Source organism: Rhizobium mayense (assembly GCF_030272705.1).
Classification (GTDB): domain Bacteria; phylum Pseudomonadota; class Alphaproteobacteria; order Rhizobiales; family Rhizobiaceae; genus Rhizobium; species Rhizobium mayense.
In genome coordinates this window covers 1-13,372 of the sequence record NZ_JARFYM010000039.1, presented here as the reverse complement: position 1 = coordinate 13,372, position 13,372 = coordinate 1, and the positions used below count along the sequence as shown (strand labels likewise).

Genomic DNA, 13,372 nt, shown 5'->3' with positions numbered 1-13,372 from the left:
CGGGCTCATCCGTAGTTGGCCCGTTGTGCGGGCTCTCCTAATGCATCGACAGTCTGGAGGAGTTCGTCGCGGAAGATTGTGCAGAGATCGCGGGTCGTTTCGAAGCCGACTTGCCGTGGATCATATCTCGTTTCGATGCGTAGTTCGCCCGATTGGTATCCGATGCGAAACCAGAAGAGGTAGTTCATAACTGACTGATCCATATCTTCGCCGAGCCACAATGGATCTGGATCCTTGCATAGCAGACGGCGGGGATAATGATGTTGCAGCCTAGCTCGATAGTTTAGCCCGATGCGGGGTAACGGCAGACGATCGATCCGCTCGCGCAAAGCGGGGTTCTGGTTCAAGAACTTCAGAGCACGGAAACCTATGCCTTGGCGCGGCAGTGAGCTGCGTTGCCGATATATGGAGCGGGCGCGGTCCAGGCGAGACTCCATTCCGGTAAGGAATAACGGAAGTGGCACCAGTTCACCGACGTAACCAATGATTTGAGACGGGTCGATATCCTCGAATAGATGTCCCCTCGTCGAGGTGAGGCTGTCAATCCAGAGGGAATAATTTCCAAAAGCGCGGCCAAATGCCCCCGAAATAGCCGCCAGCACGAGATCAAAATCCTCGCAATGTGCAGACCTCGCCGCAACCTTGAGAAGTTTCCCCGTTGTCTCCTCATTGATCCTTAGATGATATGTCGCCTGGTCTTTCCAGAGTGGCGTGCAGAAGTCTTCATCGATATGCTTCTCCGAGCCTGCATGATGGAGGCGTTTGGCCGTTTCGGTTGAAAAGCCCGCCGCACACGACCCGGCGTCGCTCACACCCATGTCAAATCGCTCATATCGAATGCCTTCCCAGTGCTCCAGCTCCGTTTCGGCTTCGCCATTCGCGTATTTGTCCAAACGCTTCAGCCATTGGGTCAGGGTCGTGTTCTCTGTAACCGCTCCGGTTTGGCCGGCAGCAAACGACTTGTAAGCTGCGTCCAGTGCATTCAGGAACAATCTGTATCCGACCCCGTCTGCTACGAAGTGATGCAGCAGAACGAGCAAATAGTAATCGCCGGTTTCCGACGTCCGGAAAGCTGAGACCCTGATAAGGGGTGTGCGACCGTCAAATCGAAACGAGCGCTGACGCTCCGCACAGGAGCGCTCAATGACCGCGCGTTGTTCCGATGTGTCTACACCGACAAGGTCTATTTCCTCTACGAGGGCTCGGGGTATCGATCCGATCGCCTGAGAGAGGCCGTTCTCTGTTTGCACGATTCGGAGCCTCAGTCCTTCCTCCCGGCCGGTGATATGCGCAAGCGCATGTTCAAGAGTGGAGACATTCAAGAGGCCGGCGGGCATGAAGAAGAGATCGCCGATGTTGTAGTGATCGCCGATTCCGACACGACTATTCCAATGTGAGACTGCAGGGGTCATTGGCAGCGGTTCATCGGAAACGGGCTCGGCATAAGTCGTGGCCGCGGACTGGTGCGTTGCCAGCTCGCGGATTGTTGGTGTCCGGTGCAGTTGGCTGACGGTCAAGTTCAGTCCCGCTTTACGCGCCAGTGTAACGCACCGCACGCTGAGGAGCGAATTTCCGCCGATATCAAAGAAGCTATCATCGATGCCGACAGATTTGGCGCCCAACAGCTCGTGCCAGATATCGGCAAGGAGTCGCTGCCTCTCCGTTCGCGGCTTAGCGGATTTGGTCCTTCGCATCTTGCGGGACGAGACGGAAGAGAGACGAGCCCGATCTATCTTCCCGCTCGCGGTGAGCGGCATACGGTGCACGATCCGAACATCCGACGGAATCATGTAGGAGGGCAGTGTCTGCCGCAGGTGGTTCACGATGGCCCCAGAGGTCAGGCCGTCGAAAGCTGGGACCACAAGGGCAACCAGTCGCCGATCATCGTCCTCGCCCTGGACAAATGCGGCTGCCTGCGCAACACCGGAATGAGCGACGAGCGCGGCTTCAAGTTCCTCCAGCTCAATTCGGAAGCCCCGAAGCTGAATTTGGTTATCTGCTCGACCGCAAATCTCCAGGAGGCCTTTGGCGGAGACGCGGGCGATATCACCGCTGCGATAAAGGATGCTGTATTGACTTTCGTCGTACGGATTTGAAACGAAACGGTGTTTTGTTCGCTCTGGATCTTTCCAATACCCGGTGCTCACGCAGCGTCCGGCAACGCAGAGTTCACCTGCGACTCCGACGGGAACCTGCTTCAAGTGTGCGTCAAGAACGTAGACTTTTACATTGTCGATCGGGCGCCCGACCGGCACAGCTGAAGAGCCGTCATCGGCGTCTGATGTTCGGTACACGGCTGCATTAGACGCGCACTCGGTCGTGCCGTAAAAATTCCACAGCGGCACATCTGGAAAGCACTCTCGCCAGCGAATCGGAAGCGATGGCGGCATCAGTTCGGCGCTGCTTGTGACCAGGCGCAAGTTGGTTGTTTCCGGATGTCGCTTTTGAGAAGCGATTAAACCGGACAGAATGGGCGGGGCGGCAAACAACCGCGTGACGCGATGCTGTGCCAATGCCCTCAACAAGAGGTCGGGGTCGAGCACCTGCTCCTGCGTCAGGATCAGCGTGGGCACTCCCTTCAGCAGCCCTCCAAAATACTCCCATAGCGCGGCAATGAGTGTCGCTGACTTCTGTGCCACCATCACGTCGAAGCCGTCGAAAGGGAAGCATCGCCACATCCAGTTCAGCCGGTTGAGTATCGCAGATTCGGGTACGAGAACGCCCTTCGCCTTCCCAGTCGAGGATGAAGTGTAAATTAAGCTCGCTGCGTCCTGATTGGGCAACTCGACAGTTCGGTGCCAGACCCGGCCAGGTCCGGATCCAGCTTGGAGGACAGCCAGATCAACGCACGGCACGCCGAAATCGACCTCCGCGTCCGTGCCCGCATGAATAAGGAGCCTCGCGCCGCTATGTCTTACGATGTGGCCGACCCGTTCCCTTGGGTAATCAGGCGAGATCGGCACGATCGTTGCCTGCAAATTCCTGATTGCCAAGGTTGTTGCCGCTACATCCGGCGACCGGTCGACCAGCATGGCAACGATGTCACCCGCTCCCACCCCGCAAGTTCGCAGAAGCGACTGGATTGTAGCCATTCGGTGGTGCAGTTGGCCAAACGTGATTGCTCCGAACTCGCCGAAGTACGCCACCCGATCGCTGTTTGAAGCGCTTACCTGATTGAACGCCTCCACAAGCGAAGGCTCCTTCTCGAATGACTGCTCGTCGCCCTTGAGCGAGTTTAGGATGGCGATTTCCGACGGGCTGGGGCCGCTCAGGGCGACAATCGATTCGGCAGACCTCTCGACACAGGCAGCAATGAGATGGCGAAGATTATCGGCCATGCGAGCGATCACATCGCTTGAGAATGTGTCTTGCGCATAAGCCAGTTGCATTGCAATTTCATCGCCTTCGTCTTGTGCATAAAGGGTAAGGTCGAACTTAACGTAACCCGTGTCGTATTCGCGAAATGTCAGTTCCAGATCGCGCTTGCCCGATGGCTCCGGAGGCTCGGAGTACATGTTGAACATGACTTGGAAGATCGGCGATCGACCATGTTCGCGCAGGAACCGGGTATCTCTGACCATCCAGCTGAACGGATAGTCCGAGTTCGCGATGGCATCGCTTATGAGGTCCTGCACGTGAGCTACGTGAGCCGCAAAAGACTGATTGATGTCGATCTTCGTTCGGATTGGCAGCATGTTGAGGAAAAAGCCCACGATTTCCTCGGTGCCTGGTTGGCTACGCACGACGTGCGGCATGCCAACGACAACGTCGTCTTGGCCGCTATACATGCGCAATAGAAGCTTGAAACATGCCAACAGGACAGCCGAAGTCGTGCACCTTTGCCGGCGCGCAAAGTCTCGCACGTGGTCAGACAGCTCGCCGCCAAGAAGAACCGCATGCGAGTTCCCGCGGTTGGAGCCCACTTTCGGCCGCACTCGATCGTTCCCGATCGAAAGTACAGGAGGATTGTCGCCTATTTGCCGACGCCAATAGCGGCGTTGGCCCTTCAACGACTCCGGCGTGACATTTGCACTTTCCCAGAGCGCATAGGTCGACAGTGATGGGCGATCCGTCGGAGAGAAGGCGGCGGCTTGGGAGTATCTCGTTTGCAAATCTCTGAGCAGGACCGAAATTGACCATGCATCTATGATGATTTCGTGCGCAGTTATCAGCATGAGGTGATCGTCCGCGCCAAGACGGATCATCCGCGCTCGAAACAAATGGCCCTGGCTGAGATCAAAAGGGTTGTTGAGCTCCGTCCGTCGCAGTTCCGACACAAGTTCCTCGGCCTGCTGTTCACTTAGGTGGGTGGCGTCTATCAACTCCAGATCGGCGCTCGGCGGATCATCAAAAATCTGAACCGGCCACTCTTCGTCGATGAAACGTGCGCGAAGCGCGTCATGCGTCTGAACAACGTCGCTCCAGGCTTTATTGAATGCGATCAGATCGATGGCACCTCGGATACGCACACCGCCCTGAATCATGTAGTTTTTTGCGGTCGGATCGAGCTGCCAGAGAAACCAAAGGTGTTCTTGCACTCGCGTCAGGGGTGATCGTTTGAGCTTCCCGCAAGCTGGTAGCACCGTCTGCGTCGTGCCGGATTGGCGCGATATCGATGCCGCAAGCGACCTGACGGTCCCATTCAGGACGATCCTGAAGTCCACCTTTGTCCCGAGCTGCCTCTGAACCTGAGCCAATATAAGCATCGCTCGGAGCGAGTCGCCTCCGAGATCCATAAATTGGTCGTTGACGCCGATATCCTTGATCCGAAGAACGCTGGACCAAATACGCCGTAGGGTGCTTTCGAGTTCCGTCTTTGGTTCCTCGAAGGGATTCGGCAGCTCCGGCCGAATGGTCGTCGGATCAGGCAAGGACGCGAGATCCACTTTCCCGTTTCGGGTAACAGGAATCCGGTCGATGCGAATGATGCGTTCCGGCAGCATGCAGGCAGGAAGCGCTTCGGCAACAAAGCTCCTGAGCTCACGCTCCGAAAGTTCGGCAGAAGCCGACACATAGGCCACGATTCGTCGTGGTTCCGTTTGTCGGTCGCTGTTGTTTATATCCCGAGCCGTGAGCTTCAAGCTCTCTGGGACCGGCGCAATAGCGGCGGCCGCATTTACCAAAGGATGGGCGCAGAGCCGAGACTCGATCTCTCCAAGTTCGATCCGGTGCCCGCGGATCTTGATCTGACGATCTCGTCGACCAAGGCACTCCAGCAGGCCGTCTGCCCTGAGGCGTCCGAGATCGCCGGTCTTGTAGAGCTGCCGATACGATGGGTGCTCCGAGAAGGGATTTGCCGAAAACGCTTCCATGGTACGCCCCTTATCGTTGACGTAACCATCAGCGACACCGGCTCCACTAACACAAATTTCCCCAACTTCCCCCGTCTTGCACAGACGCAACCCGTTGGCGACATACACCCTAAGGTTGGCAATCGGCTTACCGATGGGGACATATGCGTCGGCTGTGCTGGGCGGGAGAGATACCAAATGATGCGTAACTCCATCCGCACATTCGGTCGGGCCGTAGTGATTGAGAATTGGTATTTGAGGAAAGAGTGTCAGCCAACCGCGCGCCAATGCGGGCGTCAGCGGCTCGCCGACCGTGGACACCATGCGTAAGACGCCAAGAAGCCGCTCGTCGGCTGAGAGGGTCTGCAGATATTCGACGAATACCGCGAGCACCGATGGGACGAATTGGACAATTGTTACGCGATGTGCCTGCAGTGCCTCAAGAAGGGCCAACGGAGATCTCACGGTCGCATCATCTATGATCGCGACGCGACTGCCGACACATAACCCTGCCAAAAGCTGCCACAGTGAGATGTCAAAGCCGTGTGAAGCAGTTTGTGCAACACAGTCCTTATCGCTGAGCTCGAGTGCAACTATCTTGGCCGTTAAATGATTGTTTAAGCCTGCGCGCTTGACCATTACTCCCTTGGGTTTGCCCGTCGAGCCGGACGTAAAAAGAATGTAGGCGAGGCGGCTTTCAACCGAAGTTGGCATCGCAGCAGAGGCACGGCCGCCGAGTAGCGCTGTCTGAACCGTTAAGAATTCTCGGCTGCAGTTGCCGTTTTCCTGAAACAGACCAAGCGCGTCAGGTCTTTCCGGCCCGATGACCAGGGTGCATTCACTCTGCTCGATCATCGAAGAAATGCGGGAGGCCGGCAAGGATGGATCGAGCGGCAAATATGTTGAGCCGCTTTTCAGAATTGCGACGACTGTGGTTGCCCAATGGAGGTTTCGTTCACCGTAATAGCCAATGACCTGCGCGCAGCGCTCCCGCAGCGTGCTCGCAATTCGATCCGACTGCACGCGCAGGTCACCATATGTCAGTTCTTCCCCGCCGTGCTTAATCGCTATCCTGTCCGGGAACGACACGGCAATTTCATCTATAGCTGCGACTAAATCGATGAGCTGACTTCCGACAAATTCGGACTTCGCAGTCCGGCCTTCGTTAAGCATAAGTTTCCTCGTAGGTCGCGGCGGTGAGTTGCTCACCGCTGGCAATTCCTGTCCTGTCGAAATCGAGAAAGCTTCAAAAGTCATGCCAGTTATGCCGAGGCGCTCAGGCAAAAAACATCGTTGTGTTTCAATTGTTTAATGAAAGTGAGATAGGATTACATCGGACAGGGGCGTGTCGCGAAATTGACGAACCCGACAATGGAGGCGGCGCACTTGTGTTTTCTTGGAGGAGCGGGCAGGGCCATCAACGAACGACGGCGGGTGCAGGTTGTGGCACCGGTGTGCCGATAGGCGTTACGGTCACAATCTGCATTCTCCATTGCATTCAAAAACGGCGGAGACGAAACGCGGGGCTCTGTCGCGCCGTGTCGTTGGTTACCGGTATGACGGAATAAGCACTGACCCGGCTGCAGCTCGAGGTCGCCTAGTGCGTAGGTCTCCATACGCGATCCTATCTGACGATCTGTCGTCGTCGTCCACCGCAATGACCCAAGACGCGAGTATCGGGTCGGCAGATCCTGCCGTCTTAGAAATGGAGACTCAAAAGTCGTGCCAACTGTGCAGAGGAAGCTCAGAAATAATTTCCACACCTTGTTCAGTCGGCTAAATATGAGTGGGACGACCTGTGAGCCGAACGCCACCCTGTCGCAGAGCCGACAAATCCGACGGCGGGTGTAGTTTGCGTTTAGTGCATAGTTGTCTACACCTCGGCGGAGGCGCCGCGCGGTGAACTTCGCGGAAGGAGCTGTACGCCTGCAGCTCCAATCAGCGTCCTGCGCTCACCTATGAACTCGCTGCGCATCAGCTTTCGGACTGGCGGCGGCAGGCGCGTCAGGGTCTTCTGGCGCTGCCTGCGGAACTGATGCCGGCCGTGCCTTGCCACAATTGTCAACGCCGCGTGAAAAATCCTGAGCTAAGAAGTGGGCTCTTCCGCAATTTCGTTGCAACTTTCTGAATCCTATTGATTCGACACGCGAATCAGCAGGTGCAAGGAAATGGCGAAGCGTGTTCCACCGTTGATCCCGCCGTCTTTGGTCGTCGATCATGTCCAACAATCCAAAGAGGCAATATCGATCAATTGTCGCTTCCGATCGACGGGAGCCAAATGTCCAGAGTGCCGCAAAGCTTCGCGTCGCCTTCATCGTCGCTACGAGCGGCGGCTCGCTGACCTGCTATGGCAGGGGCGCACGGTCATGATAATCCTGAACATCCGGCGCTTGCGTTGCAGCAACAAGAAATGCCGGAGGCGTATATTCGCCAAACGCGGGTGATGTGACCTGGCGCTATAGTCGGCGCGACTCGCCTCGGCAACAGAAGGCTGTGCATAGAACCTAATGAAGATCGGTGTCTTGTGATCGCAGCAGCATACCAAAACCGCGCGACCTAAACGGGCTCGTCACCTTTCCAACGCTGTTCACGCCGCTCCGGACGGATCGCCCGTTGGCAACAGTGCTGGATCAAGCGGTGGACCATTCGGATTTTTATTGCCTTCCGGATCCTGCGCCGACGTCACCGGCGGCTTTTCCCGGGTGCGATGTGGTCCCGCAGGCGATGGATTTGGACCACGCGGCGTTTCATCAGATTTCGGTGTATTTGTCGGCATTTTCGGTCTCCTTTCAAGACGGCGGAACGGCATGAGTTTCTTGATCTGCCGTTCAAACCTCCATGGCGACAGAACGTTCCGCCAGGCCATTAGGCCGTCAAAATGATTGGCGCGGGATCTTCTTTGATGAAGATCATCGATTCCATCTGCCGGAACAATCCAAGTGGCTATGCCATTGCCCACTGGGCAGACCAGACCGCGGGAGATGCGCATGATCAACGATCTCCGGAACAAGACCCAGTCATCTAACACTTTGGCCGTCGGGACCTTTATGGACTCCAATGGCGATGGTGTCGGCGATTTCCAGGGCGTGGTGCACCGCCTCGACTATCTCGCCGATCTCGGTATTTGCCGCCATTTGGCTCGTGACGTTTCAGATGCCACCTGGAAAAGACAATGGTTACGACCTTTCCAATTATCACGGGGCGTCGACGGGAACTAATCACTTCCGAGAGTTATGTCATGTGAGCTCAGCTTCGTGCAGGCAAACGATTAAGTGGTAAGCCGCTGCTTACAATAATCGGATCTCGAACCTCATCGTTTTTTCCATTGACAAAGCAGCTTCGGGATTCCGCCGACTCGATATTTGGCCACCCAGGCTCGTCGCCAGACGGGTCTGCTCGTCACTTTGCTCGGCTCTGGCAGGGAGTATTTCTACTCATTTACGTTATCCAGTAATAATTATAGCAGTTAGATTGTGCAGCGAATAAGCACTCCAATTAGTTGAATTCGCATGAGGTACTGACGTCAAGATATTCAATCCAGAGTCAGGTGGGAAAATACACTCAGGAAGGGAGAAACAAATGTCCTTGCACATCAGCTATGCAAACAAGGAACTGACAGATCACGCCCGTGCGTCGCAGCCAGCAAGCGCGGCGCTCGCCCAAGGAACGCAATATTCCTTGTTGTTAAAGAACAAGTCGGCTCAACCTTGGACCTTCTATGTCTATCAGAAGATGCCGCAGCCTGTCGCCAATGTGTTCTCGTTGGCGTGGTTTTGCTCTCCGTATCAAATCCGGGTTGGCAACCAAATCAAATTCACTTGGGAAATCGATTATAACTTCGTCTGGAGCGACACCGGGCAGCTGATTCCTGGCGTGGATTTTCTCGCGTCCGGTGTTCAGGACGGCAGCCCCAGCGGCAAAAACACGACCACGTTTTCCTTGAATGGCGGCCCCGGCTTGAGCGATCCGGTCAAGGGTGATCCTGCCGGGTCCCTGGTCATCAATGATGCCGCAAATGTGCCAAACAGCCGCTTCTCGGTCGGCATCGGGATGTCTGGAACAGGAACCTACGTCGTTCAAGCCGGCACAAATCTGCAGCACACGTTCACGCCGACGCCGAGCTACTGGATTGCTGCGGGAACGAATGTGAACATCGGCACGGTTCTGAGCATCGACACGATCACCCAGACCAGGGAAGCGAAATTCCCCTCCGCCGTCTTCGATCTCGTGGGCACGCTGCGGGAGGACAATACCTGGGAGGTCGATCCGACCTAACGACCGGATCAGTTGGCCCCCGCTCCGCAAATGACAAGGCGGAGCAGCCGGGAATGGAGTGCCCGCCGTTGATGGCAAAACGCCACTTACGACCGAGGCACTCCGTTTCTCACAAATGCATCTTCATCAAAGGACGCAACGATGTTCGCAGGACCTCCTATCGGTGCTGTGTGCCCTTTTGCAGGCCAAGTCGATCCTGTCTCGGGTTCGCGGAATACGATCTGGGCCAACGCGGCCTGCGCAAGCTCGGGCGCGACGGCGGGAACAAAGGCCGGCGCCCCCCTCAGCTACGTGGAGGCCCAGGGTTGGATGCTGTGCGACGGACGCTATCTGAGGGCGGTCGCATATCCGGAACTGTATGCCGTTCTCGGGGGACTCTACGGAGAGCGCAATGCGGGCCCCGATCTGGAGTTCCGGATTCCGGACTACCGCGGGTTGTTCCTGCGCGGCTTCGATGCCGGCGCGGGCATGGACCCGGATGCGAAGCAGCGGTTGGATCCGACCGGCAACAATGTCGCGAACGTTGTCGGCTCGCTCCAGTGCGATGCCATGCAAGTCCATACGCATTCCTATGACGTGACGACGCCGGCAGGAATTTCGCAGCAGGGCAGTGCCGCGGGAACATCCATTTCAAGCAAGGCTACAGGCTCACCGGAAACTCCCGCACGTACGGCCTCCGAAACGCGTCCCAAGAACGTTGCCGTCAACTATCTCATCAGGTTTCGGTAACGACAGGAAAGGATTACGCAAATTCCTTTTCTTTCCAACGGTGTAACGGGGCCTGGAATCGCATCCTATCGGCCCGCAAAAAAGGAGAAAGCGCAATGACTGCGATAGTAAGGATGTTCGGATTCGTATCGGCTTTCGCCCTGGCCGTCACCGTAGCGCAGACGATCGCGGCTGAGGAGCACCATAAAGCCAAGGCCGGCATAAAGCCTGTCGAAACAGGCGTGGTAATTCGCGGTGTCACGCTTCCCGGCCCAGTTGGAGCGCCGGGAACGTCAACCGGCAAGACATGCGACTTCAGCGGCGAGCCCGTGGACCCATCCGGACGTATGGAAGGGGCGAGCGTCAACTGCAGGCCAAATGGCAATCTGGGCAATACGCTGCCAGGACTGCCCGCGCGATTCAACGCCTATTGCATGATCAAGGCGCCGGTCAAAAGCGCGCGGCTCATCCAAGCTCCCAGATCGGAAAACGCCAATCATTGCGATCTCTCCGGCATTACCCGGAAAGACGCGACCGGCCAATTTGGGGGTGCGGTCTGGCGGTAAGCTTTGGCGATGAAGCCATGCGGCGGGATTATCGCATCCACAGCACATCCTACCCACAGGGAATGGATGCGCTCTGGTCCCTTACCGGAAAGAGAGCTCCACATTGGTTTCCGTCCGAACATGGTTCCAGGCAAAGCCAGCTCCCTTGGCTACCTCAGCAATCCGCCCCGCTCTGTAGGAACCGCGGTTGCAGGGCTAGCGGCAGAGATTGACCCATTCTTACCGGTGGCGGGCTTCGCAGCCGCCACCTCGAATATCGTCGCGGACACCTTACCGAAGCGCCCCGTCGCGCCCTTCACACCGTCGTTGCCGGGCGCAGGGGAGCGCGAAGTGAGGAAGGCCGAGACAGTTGCCGGCGACAAATATTATTCAACCCTCACGATTATTTTTCCGATCTGATCGTTCGAGTCCATGAAGCGATGAGCTTCGACAATTTGGTCTAACGCAAACACCCTGGCGATTTTCGGCTTCAGGATGCCGTCACTCAGATGTTTGAAAATGTAATCCTTCGCCTTTTGCAACGCCTCGGCGTCGCGGAAGAGTTCCGGGAACGCCCAGCCTCGAAGCGTGAGTGCTTTCGACATGGTCGGCCAAACCGGAAAGGGTGTCGGTCGCAGGTCTAACAGACCGTAGGCGAAGTAGATCCCCTTGTAAGCAGCCGCCCGAGCCAGGATCTCCATTCCACTTCCGAGAACAGGATCGTAGATGATCCGGGCGCCGTTGCCGTCGGTAATATCGGCAACGCGTTTCACGACGTCCTCGTCATTGCTGACGATCACATGGTCATACCCGAGTGAGAGGAGTTCGGCCTTCTTCTTCGCAGACCGCGTAATGCCGATAGCTTTGCCGCCTTCGGCATTAACAACCTCCATCGCCGCAATCGCGGTGCTGCTACTGGCCGCTGGAAGCAAGACAAAGTCACCATTGGCGACATGTCCGAGATGAACCAAGGCCCCGTAGGCGGTGAGATACTGCATCCAGATGGATGCACCCTCTTCTGGGGTGAGTTTATCCGGATAAGCGCCAAGCGATGTGACAGGTACCATAGCGACTTCACCGTAGACGCCATAACGACTGAAGCTGAAATTGGGAACGGTGTTAAAGACCTTCCCAATCAGGCTCTCGTCCACTCCCGGGCCGACGGCCTCGACCATGCCGGCGGCCTCGTAACCGAGCCTTGACGGAAACTGAGGCTGAATAAGGTAGTGCCCCTGACGAAAAAGCGCTTCCGCGCGGTTCAAGGCGAACGCCTTAATGCGAAGGCGGACTTCATCCTTTCCGGGCTCCGGGATCGGCAAGGTTTCGACCTGGAGAACCTCCGGGCCTCCAAGACGATGGAATTGCACAATTCTTGCAGTTGTAGGCACGAGCTTCTCCTGATGGTTGCAGGCCGCAATGTCACGACACTATTGGGGTAACTACGGGGTTCTATTCGGACGCGGCGCGGCCATTGACATCAGCGATCGGCCGGCACTGACTGGATCACCAGGGCAGCGCACCCTGGGCATTCGAGAACGTGCCCGTGGGGCTTTGCGATGCAAGCGAGGCGACCCGCACCGGCTCGCGCGCTGCGTCCTCAACCGGGCCGCCATATTCGCTCATGTCCGTGGCGGTGAGACCCGGGCAAACAGCATGAACCTTGATGTTGGTGCCTTCGAGCTCAATCGCGAGCGCTTGCGTGATCGCATTCAGGGCACTCTTCGAGGCCGTGTAGGTGCTCGTATATTGGCGAAGAGGGTTGGAAGGATCGCTGTTCAGCGTCAGCGAACCAGTAGCGCTCGATATATTGATGATTTTTGCCGCGGGCGCCTCGCGAAGGAGCGGCAGCATCGCTTGTGTGACAGCGACGACGCCAAAAACGTTTGTGGCGAATACGGTCTGGAGCTCGTCCAAATCGACGACAGACAACCGCGTTTCCGCCATGATCTGGGCGTTGCTTCGTCCCGCCGCGCCCCCATGGCCGACGCCTGCATTGTTCACGAGAACATCGAGCCGGCCATAGGACTTTCGGATGCGTGCTTCCGCCTGGGCGATCGACGCTTCATCAGTGACATCAAGCTGGATTGTCCGGGCGTCAGGCCCGACGCTTTGAACGACGTTCTCGCCGGCTTCAAAGCGTCGCGAACCGATCAGGACTGTGAAACCGTGCTGCGTGAGGTCTTTCGCGATTTGGAGGCCGATCCCTTTGTTTGCTCCTGTGACGAGCGCGACTGGTTTGTTATTCATCTATCATTCTCCGTTTGGGCTTGGCATAAACGATCCTTCGTGCCATATACGGAACGATCGTCCGTTTATGGATATACGGAATCATATTCCGCTTATCAAGAGGTAGAAGTGTCCGAAGATCCAAAATCGTTGAGCGAGGCTGAGACAGAGGCGGCGGGTCGGCGCCGGCGGGCTGATGCGCGGCGCAACATCGGTTCGCTTATACAAACCGCGTCGGAGGTTTTTGCCGAGGCCGGAATGGATGTGCCCATACGAGAAATTGCGGACAGGGCGGGGGTCGGCGTCGGCACACTCTACCGCCATTTT

General features: G+C 56.8%; 9 protein-coding genes and 1 pseudogene. 6 read left to right on the top strand and 4 right to left on the bottom strand.

Features of this window, described 5'->3' with window-relative positions; genetic code table 11:
* Window positions 1–5 precede the first annotated feature (5 nt).
* Window positions 6–6,464, bottom strand: coding sequence for a non-ribosomal peptide synthetase (locus PY649_RS30005; RefSeq protein ID WP_285872545.1), 6,459 nt, complete (start codon window positions 6,462–6,464; stop codon window positions 6–8).
* A 995-nt stretch (window positions 6,465–7,459) separates the two neighbouring features.
* Between PY649_RS30005 and PY649_RS35225 the strand changes: the two genes are divergently transcribed.
* Window positions 7,460–7,735: a transposase family protein gene (locus tag PY649_RS35225; protein ID WP_432761430.1), complete on the top strand. Its 276-nt coding sequence runs from the start codon at window positions 7,460–7,462 to the stop codon at window positions 7,733–7,735.
* 143 nt (window positions 7,736–7,878) lie between these two features.
* On the opposite strand, the gene PY649_RS35220 is transcribed toward PY649_RS35225, so the two are convergent.
* The gene (locus tag PY649_RS35220; RefSeq protein ID WP_432761429.1) at window positions 7,879–8,280 is read right to left on the bottom strand and encodes a hypothetical protein; all 402 of its coding nucleotides are present in this window, start codon (window positions 8,278–8,280) and stop codon (window positions 7,879–7,881) included.
* On the opposite strand from PY649_RS35220, the pseudogene PY649_RS29995 reads away from it, so the two are divergent.
* The 4 genes and pseudogenes from PY649_RS29995 to PY649_RS29980 form a co-directional block, all read left to right on the top strand.
* Window positions 8,279–8,489 (top strand): annotated as a pseudogene (locus PY649_RS29995) (alpha-amylase family glycosyl hydrolase); the annotation flags it as partial. The gene PY649_RS35220 and the pseudogene PY649_RS29995 sit on opposite strands and share 2 nt — an antisense overlap.
* Before the next feature lie 381 nt (window positions 8,490–8,870).
* A complete protein-coding gene (locus tag PY649_RS29990; RefSeq protein ID WP_120709119.1) occupies window positions 8,871–9,566 on the top strand; it encodes a protein rhiA in 696 nt (231 codons plus the stop codon).
* A 141-nt stretch (window positions 9,567–9,707) separates the two neighbouring features.
* Window positions 9,708–10,295 carry a tail fiber protein gene (locus PY649_RS29985; RefSeq protein ID WP_120709118.1) on the top strand — a complete coding sequence of 196 codons (588 nt, stop codon included), beginning with the start codon at window positions 9,708–9,710 and terminating at the stop codon, window positions 10,293–10,295.
* Window positions 10,296–10,390: 95 nt separating this feature from the next.
* Window positions 10,391–10,840 (top strand): protein rhiC, encoded by a 450-nt coding sequence (locus tag PY649_RS29980; RefSeq protein ID WP_120709117.1) that lies wholly within the window; start codon window positions 10,391–10,393, stop codon window positions 10,838–10,840.
* A 365-nt stretch (window positions 10,841–11,205) separates the two neighbouring features.
* Here the strand turns inward: PY649_RS29980 and PY649_RS29975 are convergent, their stop codons facing one another.
* Together PY649_RS29975 and PY649_RS29970 are read right to left on the bottom strand one after the other, a co-directional pair.
* A complete protein-coding gene (locus PY649_RS29975; RefSeq protein ID WP_120709116.1) occupies window positions 11,206–12,207 on the bottom strand; it encodes a zinc-dependent alcohol dehydrogenase family protein in 1,002 nt (333 codons plus the stop codon).
* 115 nt (window positions 12,208–12,322) lie between these two features.
* Window positions 12,323–13,066, bottom strand: coding sequence for an SDR family NAD(P)-dependent oxidoreductase (locus PY649_RS29970; protein WP_285872544.1), 744 nt, complete (start codon window positions 13,064–13,066; stop codon window positions 12,323–12,325).
* A 108-nt stretch (window positions 13,067–13,174) separates the two neighbouring features.
* Between PY649_RS29970 and PY649_RS29965 the strand changes: the two genes are divergently transcribed.
* Window positions 13,175–13,372, top strand: a 198-nt coding sequence (locus PY649_RS29965) for a helix-turn-helix domain-containing protein (protein ID WP_285872543.1), incomplete at its 3' end; no start/stop codon positions are given.

Excerpts from the sequence above, each read along its gene's own strand:
- PY649_RS30005 (WP_285872545.1), bottom strand. The coding sequence starts at position 6,464 with ATGCTTAACGAAGGCCGGACTGCGAAGTCCGAATTTGTCGGAAGTCAG.
- PY649_RS35225 (WP_432761430.1), top strand. The coding sequence starts at position 7,460 with ATGGCGAAGCGTGTTCCACCGTTGATCCCGCCGTCTTTGGTCGTCGAT.
- PY649_RS35220 (WP_432761429.1), bottom strand. The coding sequence starts at position 8,280 with ATGCGCATCTCCCGCGGTCTGGTCTGCCCAGTGGGCAATGGCATAGCC.
- PY649_RS29990 (WP_120709119.1), top strand. The coding sequence starts at position 8,871 with ATGTCCTTGCACATCAGCTATGCAAACAAGGAACTGACAGATCACGCC.
- PY649_RS29985 (WP_120709118.1), top strand. The coding sequence starts at position 9,708 with ATGTTCGCAGGACCTCCTATCGGTGCTGTGTGCCCTTTTGCAGGCCAA.
- PY649_RS29980 (WP_120709117.1), top strand. The coding sequence starts at position 10,391 with ATGACTGCGATAGTAAGGATGTTCGGATTCGTATCGGCTTTCGCCCTG.
- PY649_RS29970 (WP_285872544.1), bottom strand. The coding sequence starts at position 13,066 with ATGAATAACAAACCAGTCGCGCTCGTCACAGGAGCAAACAAAGGGATC.